Below are 20,276 nucleotides of genomic sequence, written 5' to 3'. Positions count from 1 at the left end.
TAGTAATAGCAAAATGCGACCATCATAAGCATGGTCGCATTTTCTTTACTTAGAGGAAAGTGGTTGGTGTAACAGATTCGTAGTTTTTATCTTTGATAGAATCAAAAGTCCAATTAAAGCACCAGTGACACTACTTACTAAAAAGCCTGGTAGGAAGGCAAGTGCCCCAACAGAAGTGCCCATAAGAAGATAAGCATATGGGACAGATAGAAAGGAACCAACAACACCTGTACCTATCACTTCTCCAACTGCTGACATTTGTTTCTTACTTGTTAGTCGATAAAGAATTCCTGCAAGTAATGCACCAATCATCCCACCTGGGAATGCTAATAGTGTACCTAGTCCAAGAAGATTTCTCAATAGACCGATCACAAATGCAATCAATAAAGCCGGAATTGGCCCTAGAGTTACGGCTGCCATCACGTTAACGGCATGTTGAACAGGATAGGCTTTGGCGATGCCAGTTGGAAACCATAAAAACTGTGATCCAATCGTTCCAACCGCGACATATACTGCCATCGTTGTAAGTATTAATGTTCTTTTTTTCACAATATTCTCCCCTTATTTTTGTGTATAGAAAACGGTAGTAGAGGGAAAATATAAAAAGCCAGCTCCAAAATGGACCTGGCTTCACATACCAATAGTAAGATCAGCTACTTCCCTCCGCTGGTATAAACCAGATCAGGTCCTTAAGGGTTGAAAAGCACATGTGCTTCTCTCTCAGCCATTCATTGGCACCCCTAGTAGTTATACACGTATAGAATTTAATGAAAATTTTATCATAAGTGGGTGAAAAGTCAATAGGTGATGCTAATTACTTTGAATTCGAGATATTTTGTCATATAATTGTAGAATAGAACAACGTGGAGGGGTGACTACATGGAATTAAAAGGTATCCATCATGTATCAGCAATAACTGCTAATGCTAAGGACAATTATCGTTTTTATTCTAACGTGCTTGGGATGAGATTAGTAAAGAAAACGGTAAACCAGGATGACCCCAGTATGTATCATTTATTTTATGCCGATGAACAAGGAAGTCCTGGTACAGATCTTACCTTTTTTGAAATAGCAAGAGCAGGACACACCTATACTGGGAATCAAAGTATTTCACAAACTTCTTTAAGGGTACCAGATGATGAAGCTCTAGCCTATTGGTTAGATCGTTTTCGGCAATTTAAAGTGAATCATGAGGGAATGGGAGAGCAATTTGGGAGAAAGGTAATTCGATTTCGTGATCATGAAAACCAACGATTAGTTTTAGTGTCAGATCAGACCAACCAAGGGGTAGCTTCTGGTATTCCATGGACAAATAGTGCAGTTCCACAAGACAAAGCGATTACAGGTCTTGGGCCTGTTCAATTAACCGTTCCAGATATCTCCCCTACTGCACGAGTATTAACAGAATTATTAGGTTTTCGCCAAGTTGGAAGCTACCCTTCTCGTAATAAAGGGATGCCAGATGTAGAAGTTTTCTCAACTGGAGAGGGTGGAACTGGGGCAGAATTGCATGTAGAGCTAAGCTCAGATTTGCAGAAAGAAAGACCTGGACGTGGAAGTGTGCATCACGTAGCATTACGAGTCGACAACCGAGCAGAATTGGAAAAATGGCACGAAAAAATTCGAAGGGAACGACTACCAAACTCAGGATTGGTGGATCGATACTATTTTCAATCCTTATACTTTCGAGAGCCAAATGGTATTTTAATCGAGTTGGCTACAGACGGACCAGGGTTTGCTACAGATGAAGAAACGGAGCATTTGGGTGAATCTTTAGCTTTACCTCCATTTTTAGAAGACCGTCGAGAAGAGATTGAATCGAGGTTAGAGCCATTGGATACAAAATAGGACAAATGGTAGATCGATAACGGAAATAGATTGGTTATATGAGCACCTCTAATCAGGTGCTTTTTTCTTTTTGGCTGAATAGTATAGTTAATATATAATCGGATCATTGTTCATTAAGAGTTAGTAAGCTATTGTAAATGTAAATGTTTTATATTGTAGAAGAAAAAAGGAGATGAGAAGATGGGGAAGGGAAAAGAGTGGCAACCGGAATGGAGGAAATTTCAAGATAGAATTACTGGTATATCTACTCTCCAACTAACAAGCTATACTGGACATAGTCATCATTTTTATTTTACGGAGAATGGCTGGTATGACGAAGGTCGTAAACTATTATTTTGTTCAGATCGTAATAATAAAACAGATTTATTCAGCATCTGTATAGAAACAGGTGTAATTACCCAATTGACTGATCATGATAAAACCTATGAAGGACTTTCACCATGTTTACATCCTGATGAAACGAGAGTTTACTTTCGTAAAGATCAGCAGATAATAGAATTAGATCTAAATACTTTGAAAGAAAAAGTAATATATGAAGAATTAAGCTCATGGTTAGGTGGAAACCTAAATTGTACGGCAGACGGAAAATACTTAATTACTTGTAAGAGAGAGGATCTCTCAGATAAGGTTTATACAGATCTAGGGAATGGCTATATTGGTCATCGTGCATTAATGGAAGCAAGACCAAAATCTCAAATCATCAAGATTTCTCTCGAAACAAATGAGGTAACAGTAGTGTATCAAGAAGATAACTTCATTACCCATATTAATACCTCTCCAACAAAAAAAGAATTAATTACGTTTTGCCATGAGGGACCATGGAATTTGGTGGATCATCGTATTTGGGTACTTAATATCGAGTCTTTGGATGTGTGGAAAATTAGAGAGAGAAAAGAAGAGGACGAAATGATTGGACATGAATATTGGTATCAGGATGGAGAAACAATTGGCTATCATGGATTTAGGCAAGATCGGACAGGCTTCTTTGGCAAAATTAAATATGATCATACGGAAGAAGAAGAAGTTGAGTTTAATTTTGTAAATTGGCATGCCTTTTCGAATGATTTTTCAAAAATAGTGGTAGATGGTAGAGCCCCTTTAAAGAATATCATTATATGGTACAAGAACGAGGATGGATTTTCTAAACCAAAGGTTCTTTGTGAGCATAGATGTAGCTTTCATGTACAAAAGGTTCATGCACACCCTAGGTTTACACCAGACGGGAAGAAATTACTTTATACAAGCGACCGAAACGGCTATGCAAATCTTTATCTTGTAGATGTTCCAGATGATGCAAATGAACTGCCGGATTATGTGTAGCTTTGAAATATAATCGCGACGTTTTACCCTTTGGATATCCTTTTGTCCAAAGGGTATTTTAATAATAACAATAAAATAAAGTTGTATATATAACGAATATGAATTACTTAGTTAAGCGGAAGTCTGATCCAATATCGATTTTCCTTATAAATTAGATCTTGTTGTTCCCAATACTTTAGATTATCTATACACACCAATGTGTTATGCAAGAATTTAATAGAGAATGAACTTTTAAGCAATCGGAAAGAAATACTTATCAGTCATATATGATAAACTTAAGATTGATACCAAAAGTAATAAAATAAGGAATGAAGCTAGAAAGAGGAAGGAGAAATAAGATGGTAACATTGAATCATATCCCGACTGTTAAATCAGAAATGCTAATTCGGAGACCAGTTGATGAAGTATTTGAAGCTTTTATTAACCCGGAAATTACTACAAAGTTTTGGTTCACCAAAAGTAGTGGAAGATTAGAGGAGGGAAAGCATATTAGATGGGAATGGGAGATGTACGGCGTTTCTGATGATCTATATGTAAAAGAAATTAAGCAAAACAAACTGATTCGGATCGAATCATCGGACAACACAAAAACCGAGTGGTCGTTTTTCCCGCGAAATGAAAATGAAACATTTGTTTCAATTACAAACTCAGGGTTTGCAGGCAATGGAGATGATATGGTAAACAATGCCATTGATTCAATGGGGGGATACACGATGGTGCTCTGCGCGTTAAAAGCACTTCTTGAGCATAACATCATTCTGGCTGTTGTAGCTGACAAAGCCCCTGATGCTCACGTTTAATGTGAAGAATTAGTGACTTTTGACCTGAAAGAAGCCACTTTAAGGGATAAAAATATTGCTCTCCACGCATACAGTTGGTTCAGTTACACCTGTCAGTTGAAAAGCTGTTCTGTTCAAAATGTTTGTATAAATCGAAAAACCCAGATCAAATATTCAAATACTTTGGAATGGAGTTACTCACTATTCCCTCAAGCTACACATGGATATAAGAAGACCTAAGTCTAATGAAAATTAGATTTAGGTCGTTTTTATTGAAATTGTAGACTATAATCTATTTTCTCTGATACCGATATCCATAGGTTCTTATTTGGCTTGTGTAACCTGGTTCACCCTTTCCGCCTTTTAATCCAATTAATTTTCTAAAGTCCCCTGATAATTATTTCCCTTCTAATGATAGATTTAAATCTCAGAGATTAGATGGAAACATATATTTTCCCTGTTTGCTCCAATAAAAACATAAAATGTGTAATAAAACACAAATGAGATAAATTAATGTTGACATATTAAAAATGTAAGCGTATTATTTTACTAATGTTACATATAATTTGTAATAAAACAAAAATTGTAACGATTTACCCTTTTTTTCGTTACAAGGAAAGGAGAAAAAATGAATAAAATTTTCAAACTGATGCTGATTTTACCTTTCTTTCTTTTTGTGTTAGCTTCGTGCTCCTCAGACAGTGAAACGAATAATAATGCCAAAATTAAATTAGACTTCTGGACATTGTTTGGTGGAGGTGATCTCAGTTTTATGGAAGAAATAGTAGAGGAATTTAATAACAGTCAAGATGAGATTGTTGTCAATATGCCGGCGATAAGAAACAGTGATTACTATACCAAACTGGTAACTAGTGTTGCTGCCAATCGAGGACCGGATGTAGCAATAGCGCATACTTCTAAAATTCCTGAACTTAACAGTCGGGGGTTAACAGAGCCAATTGATGATTTTGCAGAAGAGGTAGGGCTCGATTTTAATGAATTCACTAAAAATCTAGTCGAAGGAACTAATTTGAATGGGAAGCATTACGGTGTTCCGATTGATACACATCCATTTATTATGTATGTAAATAATGATCTTGCAGCCCAAGCGGGAGTGTTAGATGAAAATGGAAACATCATAATGGAAGAAACACCTGAAGGGTATATCGATTTTCTGCTCAAAATAAAGAAAGCGCTACCGGATAAAATACCATTAGCGATTAGTAATGCTGGCGCAGACCCATTTCGTATGTGGTGGGCATTTTACTTTCAAATGGGAGGGTCACCAATTTATTCAGGGGATCTGTCCAGTCCAGATGTAACGATCGATCGAGAAATAGCGATTAAGGCGGCGAACTATGTGCGTTCTCTCTTTCATGAGCATGAGATTGTCCCATTAAACCTTGCCGATTTTTATCAGGATTTTCAAACAGGTCGAGCAGTTACCATGACAACAGGGGTTTGGGCGACTGGAATCTGGGAAACAACGGAAGGGTTAGATTTTACTGCGCTGCCTTTACCGAACCTTTTTGAGCAAAAAGCAACATGGGGAGATTCCCACACACTAATTATGCCAATAAAGGAAAATACGACTAGAGAGAAACAACTCGCTGTTGTAAAGTTTATGGATTTCGTAACAGACCGTGGGGTTGATTGGGCGGAAGCAGGTCATATTCCAGCAAAGAAATCGGTTGTAGAGTCACAAGAGTTTCAAGATCTTCCTTATCGATCTGATTATGCAAAAGTAGCAGAATATGTTGCTCTACCAAACAAGACAGCCTATGGAGATATGTCTAAAAGAGTCTTTGAACAAAATCTGGATTTAGCCTGGACAAACAGAGAATCTACAGAAAAAGTGATTGACACACTGATTAAAGATTTAGAGAACCTCGTGAAGAAGTAAATTTTAGTTGAAAGGAGAAGAAAACGAATGAAAAAATCATTATGGAAAAAGGACCTTTATGCTGGTTTGTTCTTGTTACCCTTTTTTCTAGCTTATGTAATTTTTACGATATTTCCAATCTTTAAAGGTTTACAAATGAGCTTTTTTAATTGGTCGTTAATAGAAAAAGGTGAATTCACAGGGTTTAGCCAATATATTGCTTTGTTTACAGATATAGACTTCTGGCAATCGTTATGGAATACGACATTGTTTGTCATCCTATCAACCCCAGGAATGATCATACTAGCACTTTTGTTAGCTTTACTAGCAAATTTAAATTCGAAATTAAAGACATTATTTCGCAGTGCTTATTTTCTCCCAAGTATATTATCGGTTTCCGTTATTTCTTTCTTGGCGATTTTTATATTACAACCTTATAATGGTTTCCTTAACAACTTCATTCAGTTATTTGGAATAGATGCAGAGCCTTTTTGGTTAAGTAATCCTGTATTGGCATGGGTAAGTATTGTCGGGGTTACGTTATGGTGGACAGTGGGTTTTAATATGATTTTGTTTTTAACAGCTTTACAAGACATTCCTGATCACTTGTATGAAGCGGCAGAAATAGATGGTGCCACTCGCTGGCAAATGTTTAAATCGATTACATTGCCACAGCTTATACCGATTTCAAGGGTGATTTTGTTGCTACAGGTTCTTAGCTCATTCAAAGTATTTGCTCAAATTCTATTAATTACAGATGGAGGACCCGGGACTTCCACAAGGCCACTAATACAGTACATTTATGAGATGGGATTTGAGAGATATGACCTTGGTTATGCTGCTTCTATGTCCTATGTTCTGTTCTTTATCCTGTTAGTATTATCTATTATTCAAATTCGTGCAGGAGGTCAAGGAGGGCGAATGATTTAAATAGATTGGCAAAACTTCAGTAAGTCAGCAATGCACTGCATCTATAATGGGAAATTAAGACAAACACATTAACTCTAAGTATAAGGAATGCAAGTTTTTCTAAAGAAAGGAGAATTTTTATGAGTACCCCTAATGCACTACTAGAACGGAATCGTGATCCACTCCGTTTATTAAAGGTTATCATTGCTTTAGTTGTGGCTTTACTATTTATCTTTCCGATCATTTGGATGCTATTTGTTTCGTTAAAACCAAAAAATATGGCTGTCGCCAATCCATTAGATTGGTTTACTCCACCATATACCTTTGCTAATTATACGGAGATTTTAATGGAAAGTGATGTGCTTCTCTGGCTGTGGAATAGTGTGATTATTGGTGTAATCACAACAGTATTAACATTAATTATTACTTCTTTAGCTGCTTTTGCACTATCGAAAATGCAATTTCGTTATAAGACTCCAATTTTTCTATTCTTTTTGGCTGGAATGATGGTCCCAGGGGAGGCTACGATTATTCCACTCTTTGAGATTGTAAAAAGTATGAATATGCTAGATACCTATGCTGGATTGATTTTACCTATGATTGCCTCCCCAATTGGTGTAATCATATTAAAGAGCTTTTTTGATAGTGTCCCGCACGAGGTAATGGAAAGTGCTAGAATTGATGGTTGCTCCAACTGGCGTTTATTTTGGAATATTGTGCTTCCTTTAGCCAAACCTGCTCTTGCTGCAATAGCTATTTTCACTTTTATTGGATCCTGGAATAACTTTTTGTGGCCTTTTCTAGCTATCGTTTCTGAGGAATTATATACCTTACCAGTAGGAATTCCAACATTTAATTCTACTTATTCCTCTAGTTATATGTTACCGATGACCGTCAATGCTATCGCATCGATCCCTGTCATTATTGCCTTTTTACTATTTGAAAAACAGATAGTAAAGGGTGTAAGTTTTACAGGATTAAAAGGTTAATTAGTTAAGGAGATCGGTGGCTGGTAGCCGATTTCCTTCCATCTCGCTGTTATTTGAAAGGTAGGGAATAAAGCATGAAACAAACAAGATGTTCAGAAGTATCATTTACGAATGTCACCATCCTAGATGGTTTTTGGAAAGACCGATTTTATGACCACCAAAAAACAACATTACGTGCCTCTCTAGATAAGTGCTGGCAAACGGGCAGAATTGATAATTTCTCAAAAGCTGGTGGGTTAATGAGCGGTGATTTTGAAGGGATTTTTTTCAATGATTCCGATGTATATAAGGTGTTAGAAGGGGTCGCCTACTCCTTAGCTAATCAATATGACTCAGAACTTGAATGTGAAGCGGATGATATCATTGATAGAATTGCAAGTGCGCAAGAGGAGGATGGCTACCTCATGACTTATTATACTTTAGTAGAGCCAGAGAATAAATGGACAGATATGGACAAACATGAAATGTATTGTGGAGGCCATTTAATAGAAGCAGCTATTGCCTATAAGCACGCTACTGGAAAAGATAAGCTATTGGGGGTTGCTTGCAGATTGGTAGATCATTATGATACCATTTTTGGCCCAAGTAAACGACACTGGGTTTCTGGCCATGAAGAAATCGAACTTGCCCTAACGAAGCTTTATCAAGAAACGAGTGAAAAGCGTTATCTAGATTTGGCAATATGGTTATTGGAGCAAAGAGGAAGAGGGCTTGGGGAAGGTGCGATTTGGAATAAAGAAGATTGGGGCCCAGCATATTGTCAAGATGATCAGTTAGTACGTGAAATAGAAAAAGTCAAGGGGCATGCGGTGAGGGCGATGTACCTGTATACCGCTATGTCTGAGGTTGCCCGCTTAACAGAAAAGGAAGATTATTTAGCTGCTTTAGATAGAGTATGGGAAAATGTGATCACTAAAAATATGTACATTACAGGGGGGATTGGCTCTTCTCATCATAATGAGGGTTTTACGAAGGATTATGATTTGCCAAATGAAACTGCCTATTGTGAAACCTGTGCATCTGCAGGAATGATATTTTGGAATCATCGAATGAATCTATTATATGAGGATGCCAAATATGCGGATATTGTTGAGACCGAGCTATATAATGGACTTTTGAGTGGTGTATCTCTTGATGGAAGGAAATTTTTTTATGATAATCCACTCGCCTCGAATGGACAGCATCATCGAGTAGAATGGTTTGGCACTTCGTGTTGCCCAACTCAGTTAGCTAGATTTATACCTTCGATTGGGAATTATCTGTATAGTGTTAGTAATGATACCCTTTATATTAATCAGTTTATCCATAGTAAATCTAATGTGACATGGAATGAAAAGCAGGTGTCTATTACACAAAAAACGAATTACCCATGGGATGGGAAGATTGATCTGCAGTTCGATCTCCAAAGTGAGTCATCGTTTGAATTAGCTGTAAGATTACCAGGCTGGTGCAATCAATATAGGCTACTGCTTAATGGGGAACTATTAGAGGAATATCAATCGGAAAATGGTTATGTAAAAATAAACAGAGTATGGCATGCAGAAGACCGGATAACGCTTGATCTACATATGGAAGTAGAAAAAGTCTATTCTTCTCCAGCAGTTAGAGAAAATGTTGGTAAAGTAGCTTTGCGAAACGGTCCATTAGTCTATGCGTTTGAAGGTGTGGATCACCTCAATAGAGATTTAGAAAGAATTTTTTTATCCGATTCATCACATTTCACCACAAAATTTGATGAATCGATTCTTAGCGGAGTGAGTGTCATAAAGAGTAATGCGTTATACGTGAAGGATGAATGCTTAAAGGAACCCTTATATCACAGCAATAAACCTGATTTAATACCAATTGATATCAAAGCAGTGCCATATTACAGTTGGAATAATAGAGGTAATGGTCAAATGCGTGTTTGGTTGAATCATAGAATATAAAACTGCTTATTAAACGATGAGTCCCCCTATTAATTATCTCTGTGCTATAATGGATATTGTGTTGAAAGGGGGATATTTTGATGTCTTTTTTTATGCCTAAAGCTATTTGTTTAGATATGGATGGCACATTACTAAATAATAAAAATGAATTAAAAAAACAAACGATTGATGTAATACAAGTCATCAGAGAGAAAGGGATCCGAGTATTTATTGTCACTGGTAGATCGTTGAATGAGATTTATGATTCTGCTCCGAAGGATTTAGAACTAGATGGATTTGTAACAGCAAATGGAATGATTACTTACGTAGAAGAAAAAAAATTGGTAGAACATAGCTTGTCCACAGACCTTGTTCAGAATGTTATTTTATCTGCCAGAGAGCATGGGATTTATTATGAAGTACATCCGAATGACGGTCAGCGCCTGAGCTTGAAGCAGGATCAATCTTATATGAAGGATATGATCGAAAAAGACAAGCCGGAGGAAGTAGGAATAAATGAATGGTTAGAGAGAGAAGCCGCTATAGCTGAAGACATTGCTTGGGTTGAAAAAATACCTGAGCAAAAGTATGCCAAGATATATTGTTTCAGTACAGAACATAAGCAAATGGATGCTTGGATTCAGGAGCTAGAAAGAATGAAAAAAGAAGAGGATTTTACAACCTCCTCCTCTTCCTATCATAATGTGGAAGTAATGGTAGCAGGAGTAAACAAGGCTACCGGAATTAAAGCACTGCTGGAATTATACAACATAGCTCCAGAGGATACGATGGCAATAGGTGATAGTAATAATGATTTGCCGATGATGCGTTATATTGGTTACCCAGTTGCTATGAAAAACGGAACAGATCAAGTGAAGGAAATCGTAAAAGAGATCACTGCATTTACGAATGAGGAAGACGGAGTAAGAAAATACTTGCAAGAATACTTTTCAATAAACAAATAGTAGCCAGCTTCAAAAATCAAGTGATCGAGCCATCGCTTGATTTTTTTAATAAAAATTAAAAAATTTAAACCAAATGCTAGAATTTTATATAAACACTAGATAAAAACATTTTTTTTGTTTATATTTATGATAGACTTAATACTAATTGGGAACAAACTGTTTAGGGAGGGGTTAGAATTGTTGGAGCTTTCTATTAATGAACCAGAAAAATTAAGTAAAGTAACACATGCATTATCCTCGAAGGTAAGACTTAGTATTCTTGAATTATTAAATAAAGGAAATTTAAACATACATCAGCTAGCGGAGTCTTTAAATATACCGATCTCTACAGCTGCTTCGCACGTCAGAGTATTAGAAGAAGCAAATCTTATCTTGACTGAATTAAGGCCAGCTAGTAGAGGTGCGATGAAGGTGTGTACCCGCAATTTTGATGACGTACATATTGTTTTGAACAGTCTACATAAGTCGTCCGCAAGTGATTTAAAAACATACGAAATTGAAATGCCTATTGGGCAGTATGTGGACTTTCAAGTAGCACCTACTTGTGGGATGGCAAACCATGAAAGGTTTTTAATTCCGGAAGATTCCCCGGTTTACTTTCATAATCCCGAAAGAATTCAGGCTCAAATTATCTGGACGCGAAAAGGATTTCTAGAGTATAAATTCCCTATCGTGATTCATCCTGATTCTGTCATAAAAGAAATTCAGTTTTCGCTAGAATTATGCTCTGAAGCACCTAATTATGATCCTAATTGGCCTTCAGATATCACGGTCTGGGTAAATAATGTCGATATAGGTACATGGACTAGTCCAGGTGATTATGGGGATCGGCCAGGAAAGCTGAATCCAACCTATTGGAAAGATACTACAAGTACTCAATATGGAACATTAAAAACATGGAAGATTTCAAATGAAACTACCATGATAGATGATTTTCACTTATCTAATACCACATTAGCAGATTTAGCGCTATCAGATAAGGATTATATTACCTTTAAAATTGGAATTAAAGAGGATGCGGTTCATAAAGGTGGTATTAATATATTTGGAAAAGAGTTCGGTGATTATGAGCAGGATATTAAACTGAAAATTCTGTTCGAATAATGTGATTCGAGAAGAGGTCTTCGGTCAAAGAAAACTAACGCATTTCTTCCTTCATTGAGAGTGTGTTAGTTTTTTTATTTTCTGCTTGAGATTTCAAAATGCCCTCCCTTTATTGTGAAATAGCTTGTATCCGAATGGAATGATTAGTAAAAACAAGCATTGACTTATCTATAATGAAAGCGTATTCTTTAACCTATGAACAGCTAATGTGTATAAAAACATGAATATTGAATGAAAGGGAGGGAAAATTGTTTCATCCATTGCTAAATGAGAAAGGGAGTGATGAAACAAGGACTTGAATACCTTGATATTTTGATTGATTACGGAAAAATGGCTCTGTCCCTATTTGCTTTGGATTATATTTTTTAAAGGAGATGATAAAAATGAATTCAATAAAGAAAAAAACCTATATTCTTTCCTTGTTTTTACTTGTGTTGTCCTTGTTTATTGCATCCTCTTATTTTGCTAAAAGTAAATCTGGAACAAAATCAATAAAAGCTTCTACTACTACATTTACTAATCCAATTAATACAGCGGGAGCAGACCCGTATGTCATGCTGCATTCGGATGGATACTATTATTTCACGCGTACTTTAGGCCATCGTATCGATATTTGGAAGTCAAGAACGCTGACAGGGATCGAACTTGGTGAACGAAAAACAATCTGGACGAAGCCGGATCACTTAAAAGACATTTGGGCTCCGGAAATCCATTACATTAACGGAAAGTGGTACATTTACTACACGGCTAATACAGGTTGTGGTGATGCGTGTCGTGGCGTGTATGTCCTAGAAAATGATTCACCTGACCCGCTTCAAGGAGAATGGATCGAGAAAGGTAAGGTCAACACACAATACGATGGTCTTGATGGATCTGTTTTTGAGCATAAAGGAAAGTTATATTTCATGTATGCGGCATATGGTGACTGGTCGGGAGAGCATGGTAGTGCAGTCGCTGTTGCACCTATGTCTAATCCATGGACATTAGATGGTGAAAATGTGATCCTAACCTATCCAGAGTATGACTGGGAAAAGAAAGGCATGCATGTAAATGAAGGGGCGGTGATCTTAAAACGAAATGGCAAAGTTTATCTTGTTTATTCAGGTAGCGCTTGTTGGGAGGATGATTATGCAATCGGAATATTAACTGCTTCCGAGGATAGTAATTTATTGGACCCACACGCTTGGTCCAAATCAAAGGAACCAGTTTTTAAGAAGTCTATTAAAAACAGTGTCTACGGTCCAGGTCATAATTCTTTTGTTCCATCTAAAGACGGAACGGAAGACTGGATTGTTTATCATGGTAACAGCGCTCCTGGGCAAGGGTGTAGTGCTCGCCCGACGAGGATCCAAAAATTCAGTTGGAACGAGGATGGTACACCGAATTTTGGTGAGCCATCAACAGAATTAATGAATGTTCCATCAGGGGAATATAAAATAGAGGCTGAGCATGGGATAATAAACAAAGCAAAAGTAAACGACCGACCGGGCCAAGAAACGGTGACACTGAATAATAAAAATAGCTCCATACTTATTGAGGATGTGAATGTTCCGGAAGCTGGGACATACACCATAACAGTTAAATATGCCAACAATGCTAGACCTGATGCGGAAAATTATATCTACGTGAATGATCAACCTGTATCGATATTGACCTATCCATATACTGGTAAGAAAAACTTTGAAGAAGTCACAATGGAAGTTGATCTTAATAAGGGGTATGATAACACGATTAAATTCATGAAGAAAAAACATGTGGTGGAAATTGATTATGTCGAAATTTCTGGAGAGGTTAATTTTTCAATAGAATCTGGGGTTGAGTACAAATTAGTAAATCCTAATGGTGGGAAAGTATTAGATGTAGAGGATGGTTCATATAATGTTAGAACATGGGATGGATCTGATGTTACTCTGTCGCAACGTTGGAGAATGACAGATGTCGGTGACGGCAAGTATAGTGTAAAAAATACTAACAGTGGAAAATATTTAACTGTTGATGGTGATCTGACCGCACCGTGGGTAAATGTAAACCTCCAAGCGTGGAATGGAACGGATGCACAAAAGTGGAGTATAGAAAAAGTAAGTAATAAATATTATAAATTGATCAATGTAGCTAATGGAAAAGCATTGGATGTGGATGGTGCGAGTATTGATCGCGGTGCGAATATAGGTACATGGGAAGATCTCCCTAGTGGGCCAGCACAAATGTGGTTGTTTTATCCATTAGATTAATGATTGATGAGAAGAGACTAACTATTGAGTTAGTCTCTTCTTCTTTAGGTGATGTGATATCACTTCATTTATTAAAACAGAAAATTTGAATTAAACTATAAAAATTAAATTTAAGTATTGACTTTTAGGATTTGAAAGCGTAATCTTATACATAATAAACAGATATTAGGAATTAAAGCAGAAATAGTGAATAAAAATAAATAAATACTGCTTATTTAAAAAAAGAATAATATCTGATGGGTGTATTGATTATTAAGGAACAAAGGAGAGAATAGTATGTCAACAAATGTAACCACTTATCAAAGAACAGAATATCCACGTCCTCAATTTCAACGGGATACTTGGATGAATTTAAATGGCCAATGGAATTTTCATTTTGATGATGAAAATATTGGGGAAAAGGAGTCATGGTACAAAGCGGCAAGTTTTACTAAAGATATTCAAGTACCCTTTACTTATGAAACCGAAGCAAGCGGTATTGGGGAAGAAGCATTTCATCCCAACGTTTGGTATCAAAGAGAATTTGAGATTCCTAAAGATCAAATAGGAAAAAAAGTTATCTTACGTTTTCAAGCAGCTGACTATTTAACGAAGGTGTGGATCAACGGTATTTTCATCGGAGAGCATGCAGGCGGAAATTCGGCCTTTTCCTTTGATATAAGCCATGCAGTTGAAGAAACAAAAACTAATAAAATCGTTGTAAAAGTCGAAGATAGTCAGAGCTGTATGCAACCAAGAGGAAAGCAGCGTTGGATTGATGAAAACTTTGGTTGCTGGTATGTACAGAACACCGGTATTTGGCAGACTGTCTGGCTTGAATTTCTGGAAGAAGAACATATGGAAAGCGTAAAAATAACCCCAAATATCGATAAAAATACCGTAGCGATGGAGTACAAATTGAATGGAAAGGTGCAGGATAATTGGAGATTAGATGCTGTGATCCACTTTAACGGGAAAAAGGTAAAACAGTTGTCCATTGTACCAGATCGTGAAAGCGGAAGATTTGAGATAGATTTGCAGTCTGATCTCCATGAATGGAAGGTGTTTTATTGGTCACCACAGCATCCTAATTTATATGATGTCACTTTTCAGTTAACAGTAAATGGATCTGTTAAAGATGAGGTGGATTCCTATTTTGGAATGAGGAAAATATCTATTAAAGATGGCCAGATACTTTTAAATAATGTGCCTATCTATCAGAAGCTTTTGCTAGATCAAGGATATTGGAAGGAAACGATGCTTACCCCTCCATCAGATGAAGCGATGATTGAAGATATCGAGAAAACCTTGGCTATGGGATTCAACGGTGTTCGTAAGCATCAAAAACTAGAGGATGAACGATTTTTATATTGGTGCGATAAAAAAGGGTTACTCGTTTGGTCAGAAATGGCTGCAACCTATGAGTTTAGTGATCAAGCCATTGAGAACTTTACAAAAGAATGGTTAGAAATCATGCAGCAGCATTATAATCATCCATCTATTATTACGTGGGTTCCTTTCAATGAGTCGTGGGGTGTTCCAAAAATATTCAACGATAAGAAACAACAGGCATTTACGGAATCGATTTATTACTTATCGAAAGCAATCGATGGGGAACGTCCGGTAATTGTCAACGATGGCTGGGAGCATACTGTTTCCGATATTATCGCCCTTCATGATTACGAAGAGCTCGGATCTGAATTTGCTCAGCGTTATAAAGATAAGCAACTGATCTTAGAAAATAAGCTTCCTCACAATAAGCATAAATATGCGTTTGCAGAGGGGTATAGCTACCAAGGTCAGCCAATAATGATTACAGAGTACGGTGGTATCGCCTTTAACCATGAAAGTGGCTGGGGATATGGTAATCAAGTAGAAACTGAAGAGGAATTTCTAAAAAGATATCAAGATATTACAGATGCTATTAAGTCCATTCCATACATTTGTGGCTATTGTTATACGCAAACAACGGATGTTCAACAAGAGGTGAACGGTTTATTGAGAGAAGACCGTACTCCGAAAATCGCCTTAGAAAAGATTAAATCTGTCAATGATGCGAAAAGAAAACCAAATACCTAATGATTTAGGAGGAATTAGAATGACGTCCAATAATAAACCAAATATTGTGTTAATTCTTGCAGATGATCTAGGGTATTCTGATTTAAGCTGTTTTGGAGGGGAGATCGATACACCGAATATCGATAGTCTTGCCTCCAATGGATTGCGATTCACTCAATTTTATAATTCTGCTCGGTGTTGTCCTAGCCGAGCCTCCCTTTTAACAGGGGTTTATCCACATCAAGCAGGGGTTGGAGAGATGACTGAGGATCGTGAAACACCTGGATATCGGGGGTTTTTAAAGGATCAATGTGTGACACTTGCTCAAGTACTAAAGGGTGGAGACTATCACACTTATTTAGCGGGTAAATGGCATGTTGGGAAGCAGGGTCCGATTAAAAAAGGATTTGATGAATTTTATGGTCTTTTAGGTGGCTTTACGAGTTTTTGGGATCAGAAGGATTATTCCCGATTACCAGAAGGAAGACCTCAGCACCAGTATAAAGATGGAGAGTTTTATGCAACAGACGCTATTACTGATTATGCACTAGATTTTATGGAGGATTCTAGAAAGGATGATAAGCCTTACTTTTTATATCTCTCCTATAATGCTCCTCATTTCCCTTTACAAGCACCTGAAGCGGATGTTGCTAAATACGAGGGAATGTATGATAGAGGCTGGGACAGAATTAGGGAAGAACGTTTTAATCGATTGAAGGAGCTAAAGCTTATTCCAGAGGATGCCAAGTTACCACCGCGGTCAGAATACTGGAGTCGTGACAGAGAGATTCATGGTGTTATTCCTTCGTGGGATTCACTTGATCCGGATCGCCAGAAGGATCTATCAAAAAGGATGGCAATATATGCAGCAATGGTGGACCGGATGGATCAAAATATTGGAAGAGTGATAGAGGACTTAAGAGAGAATAATGAGTTAGACAACACATTGATCTTATTTTGTTCAGATAACGGTGCATGTGGTGAATGGGACCCATGGGGATTCGACAATTGGATCACCACCTCGAATTTCCTCCATCGTAAAGGAGATTTAGACAAAATGGGTGGTCCAGATTCCTATCATAGCTATGGATCTGGCTGGGCAAGCGCATGTAGTACACCACTTCGTCTCTATAAACATTATGGACATGAAGGAGGAATCAGTACACCATTAATTGCACAATGGCCAAAGGTTGTCACACGTCAAGGAGAGATTGATCATCGACCAGGTCATTTCATTGATTTTATGGCAACAATGGTTGATATTGCTGGGGTAGAATACCCTGAAAAATATGAAGGACATCAAATTCTTCCAATGGAGGGTAAAAGTATGCTACCTGCATTCCTTGGGAAGGAAGAAGAGCAAAGGACACTTTGTTTTGAGCATGAGCAACATTGTGGTATCAGACATGGAAAATGGAAGCTATCGAAAATAAAAGAAAGAGATTGGGAGCTTTATAATATAGAAAATGATCGAAATGAATTAGTGAATGTAGCGGATATCTATCCAGAGCTAGTGGAGAAATTAACATCAATGTGGAAACAATGGGCAGATAGAACAAATGTTACTCCAAGACCGAAAACGAACCTTTATCAATCATCATGATCTTGACACTCCATCTTCATTTAGATGGATTTCTTTTTACCATTTATGAAAACGCTAACAAAATTTGTTTTTAAAAATGAAGGAGGTAAAAAAATGAAAAAGTTTGTCTTGTTACTTATTCTGGTAGGTTTCTTGGCTGGGGGATGCTCGAATTCAGAGGAAGTTAAGCAAGATCATGTGGATGAAGGACCTTCCGAAGGTTTCCGTGAGGAGGGTATGCCCATTGTGGAGGAAGAAATAGATTTAAGGTTTTTTGCAAGAAGATCACCTGTAAATTCGCCATATCAAGATATGCGAATGTTTCAGGAATACGAGGAAATGACTAACATGAACATCGAATGGGATGATGTCCCTCAAGATGGATTTGCTGAAAGAAAGAACTTAGAGTTTTCCTCAGGCGAATTGCCGGATGTATTCTATAAATCTGATATTTCGCAATTAGAGGCAGTGGAGTACGGATCATCAGGTATTCTCATTCCACTTGAAGAATTGTTAGAGGAGTATGCGCCTAACCTAACAGCACTCTACGAAGAGTATCCTGAAATAAAAGCATCGATCACGGCTCCTGATGGGCATATATATGCATTGCCTGCATTGATAACATTAAATGCAGCTCGTACGGATAAAATCTGGATTAATAAAACATGGCTAGATAACTTAGGGCTTAAAGAGCCAACGAATCCTGATGAACTGATAGAGGTATTAACGGCTTTTAGAGATAATGATCCAAATGGAAATGGCGAACAGGATGAAGTACCAATGACTTCTCGTAACTGGGGACAATTAATGAACTCCATGGCTGGTTCGTGGGGACTGGTTAATCAAATGGGATATCAGCTTAATATTAAGGACGATCAAGTAAATATATGGATGACAGATGATAGACTCAAGGAATATTTGCAATTTTTAAACAAATTATACACTGAAGGATTAATGGATAGAGGGATATTCACCCAGGAAGAATCGATATTTGTCGGAAATATGACGGCAGGAAAGGTCGGCATTTTTTGGAATCAAACAACAGATGCCTTTAATGATGTGAAAGAGCATTATATTGGAATGTCACCAATTGTCGGTCCACATGGCGATCAACTACATCCATCTTCTCCAATCGCAAGGGATTTCGGAACATTTGCTATTACTTCGGCAAATGAATATCCACAGGAAACCATGAGATGGATTGACCATTTCTTTAGTGAGGAAGGCTCTATTTTCTTCCGTTATGGAGTGGAAGGAGAAACCTTTGAATATGATGAAGAAGGAAATCCCCAATACTTAGGATCCGTGTCTGGAGAGAAAATTGGCCAGTTTACTCCATGGCCAGGTGGAGGTTCACCTCAGCTCGTGACAGAAAAAAATGCATCTGCTATTAATCCACCAGAAGCACAAGAGGCACAAGGAAAGTTAGATCCTTATTTACCAGAAGCAGTCTATGGTGCTCCGATTTTCGATGAGGATACAACGAAAGAAGTTGAGCAATTAAGGCAGGATATAGATATGTATTATCAAGAATCGACGGCTAAGTTTATTACTGGTGACCTAAGCTTTGAGAAGTGGGAAGAGTATGTGGCAACACTTGAAAATATGGGATTAGATCGTTTGGAGGAGATCTATCAGGAAGCATACGATTTAAATTATAAATAACTTTTAGAAAAAAATGTCGCTAAGTACAATTAGTGCTTAGCGACATGATAGAAGAGAGGGTGTTATAGAGTGGCTACTTTTAAGAGTGATGCTTCTCATTCAGACATAGAGCTAAGGAAAAAGACGGTACCAAGAAGTAAAGTCATACTCAAGCAAGTAATAAAGCGCTATGATTTGTATCTTATGCTCTTATTACCACTACTTTGGTATATAATCTTTCAATATGGCCCTATGTATGGATTACAAATTGCTTTTAAGGATTTTAATCCAGCCTTAGGCTTCATGGGGAGTGATTGGGTAGGCTTTGAGCATTTTGAACGGTTTTTTTCTTCCTACTATTTTGGTAGATTGCTATGGAACACATTTTCCATTAGTGTACTGTCCTTAGTCATCGCTTTTCCTATCCCTATTATGCTAGCACTATTAATTAATGAAATACGGAGTACAGCGTTAAAAAAATGGGTGCAAAATGTAACTTACATTCCTCACTTCATCTCTGTTGTTGTTATTGTTGGGATGTTAAGTTTATTCTTAGATCCTGATAGTGGATTTGTTAATGTTTTGCTTCAATCCTTTGGAAAGGATTCGATCGCCTTTTTAGAGAAGCCAGAATGGTTTAAGACAATATTTATTGGATCGAATATTTGGCAAAGTATGGGCTGGCAATCCATTATATATGTTGCCGCACTTAGTGGAATTGATCCACAGTTGTATGAAGCTGCTAAAATAGATGGTGCGACAAGATTTCAACGAATTATCCATGTTTCCTTGCCCGGAATCTTTCCCATCATTATCATTCTATTAATTTTGGATATCGGACAATTTATGAATGTTGGATTTGAAAAAATTTTATTAATGCAAAATAGTTTAAATTTGGAATCCAGTGAAGTCATTCAAACCTTTGTCTATAAGAACGGTATTTTAAACGGAGATTTTAGCTACAGTTCTGCTATAGGTTTATTTAATTCGATAATTAATTTTATTTTATTAGTCTTAGTAAACCATTTTGCACGGAAAAAGGCAGAGACGAGTTTATGGTAGAACACTTTTCAAGAAAG

The 20,276-nt window shown here is 37.2% G+C and carries 15 protein-coding genes and 1 riboswitch; of the genes, 14 read left to right on the top strand and 1 reads right to left on the bottom strand.

What is annotated here, in order from left to right:
* Positions 1–45 precede the first annotated feature (45 nt).
* Entirely contained in the window at positions 46–519 is a 474-nt protein-coding gene (thiW, locus tag ACZ5R4_RS10520; RefSeq protein ID WP_464368484.1) for an energy coupling factor transporter S component ThiW, read from the bottom strand.
* Positions 520–641: 122 nt separating this feature from the next.
* Positions 642–752, bottom strand: a riboswitch (TPP riboswitch).
* A gap of 127 nt (positions 753–879) precedes the next feature.
* Between thiW and ACZ5R4_RS10515 the strand changes: the two genes are divergently transcribed.
* The 14 genes from ACZ5R4_RS10515 (at position 880) to ACZ5R4_RS10450 (ending at position 20,259) form a co-directional block, all read left to right on the top strand.
* Entirely contained in the window at positions 880–1,848 is a 969-nt protein-coding gene (locus ACZ5R4_RS10515; RefSeq protein ID WP_464368447.1) for a ring-cleaving dioxygenase, read from the top strand.
* 180 nt (positions 1,849–2,028) lie between these two features.
* The gene (locus ACZ5R4_RS10510; RefSeq protein ID WP_109984718.1) at positions 2,029–3,168 is read left to right on the top strand and encodes an oligogalacturonate lyase family protein; all 1,140 of its coding nucleotides are present in this window, start codon (positions 2,029–2,031) and stop codon (positions 3,166–3,168) included.
* Between the two features lie 338 nt (positions 3,169–3,506).
* Positions 3,507–3,968 (top strand): SRPBCC family protein, encoded by a 462-nt coding sequence (locus tag ACZ5R4_RS10505; protein WP_109984719.1) that lies wholly within the window; start codon positions 3,507–3,509, stop codon positions 3,966–3,968.
* A gap of 607 nt (positions 3,969–4,575) precedes the next feature.
* Complete coding sequence (locus tag ACZ5R4_RS10500; RefSeq protein WP_464368446.1) at positions 4,576–5,850, top strand: extracellular solute-binding protein; 1,275 nt, start codon at positions 4,576–4,578, stop codon at positions 5,848–5,850.
* 27 nt (positions 5,851–5,877) lie between these two features.
* Entirely contained in the window at positions 5,878–6,759 is an 882-nt protein-coding gene (locus tag ACZ5R4_RS10495; protein WP_109984720.1) for a carbohydrate ABC transporter permease, read from the top strand.
* A gap of 119 nt (positions 6,760–6,878) precedes the next feature.
* Positions 6,879–7,727 carry a carbohydrate ABC transporter permease gene (locus ACZ5R4_RS10490; RefSeq protein WP_109984721.1) on the top strand — a complete coding sequence of 283 codons (849 nt, stop codon included), beginning with the start codon at positions 6,879–6,881 and terminating at the stop codon, positions 7,725–7,727.
* Between the two features lie 74 nt (positions 7,728–7,801).
* Complete coding sequence (locus ACZ5R4_RS10485; RefSeq protein WP_464368445.1) at positions 7,802–9,655, top strand: glycoside hydrolase family 127 protein; 1,854 nt, start codon at positions 7,802–7,804, stop codon at positions 9,653–9,655.
* Between the two features lie 80 nt (positions 9,656–9,735).
* On the top strand, positions 9,736–10,599 hold the full coding sequence (locus ACZ5R4_RS10480) for a Cof-type HAD-IIB family hydrolase (protein ID WP_109984723.1): 864 nt from the start codon (positions 9,736–9,738) through the stop codon (positions 10,597–10,599).
* 177 nt (positions 10,600–10,776) lie between these two features.
* Positions 10,777–11,703, top strand: coding sequence for an ArsR/SmtB family transcription factor (locus ACZ5R4_RS10475; RefSeq protein WP_054860707.1), 927 nt, complete (start codon positions 10,777–10,779; stop codon positions 11,701–11,703).
* A gap of 383 nt (positions 11,704–12,086) precedes the next feature.
* A complete protein-coding gene (locus ACZ5R4_RS10470; protein WP_464368444.1) occupies positions 12,087–13,934 on the top strand; it encodes a family 43 glycosylhydrolase in 1,848 nt (615 codons plus the stop codon).
* A 276-nt stretch (positions 13,935–14,210) separates the two neighbouring features.
* Positions 14,211–15,992, top strand: coding sequence for a glycoside hydrolase family 2 protein (locus ACZ5R4_RS10465; protein ID WP_109984724.1), 1,782 nt, complete (start codon positions 14,211–14,213; stop codon positions 15,990–15,992).
* A gap of 19 nt (positions 15,993–16,011) precedes the next feature.
* Entirely contained in the window at positions 16,012–17,574 is a 1,563-nt protein-coding gene (locus ACZ5R4_RS10460) for an arylsulfatase (RefSeq protein WP_277678457.1), read from the top strand.
* A 93-nt stretch (positions 17,575–17,667) separates the two neighbouring features.
* On the top strand, positions 17,668–19,218 hold the full coding sequence (locus ACZ5R4_RS10455; protein ID WP_464368443.1) for an extracellular solute-binding protein: 1,551 nt from the start codon (positions 17,668–17,670) through the stop codon (positions 19,216–19,218).
* 105 nt (positions 19,219–19,323) lie between these two features.
* Positions 19,324–20,259, top strand: coding sequence for an ABC transporter permease (locus ACZ5R4_RS10450; RefSeq protein WP_054860751.1), 936 nt, complete (start codon positions 19,324–19,326; stop codon positions 20,257–20,259).
* Positions 20,260–20,276 lie beyond the last annotated feature (17 nt).

The sequence above is a fragment of the Gracilibacillus sp. JCM 18860 genome (assembly GCF_055395245.1).
Note: the sequence above shows the minus strand (reverse complement) of the source record. Positions and strands in the feature narration are given on the sequence as shown.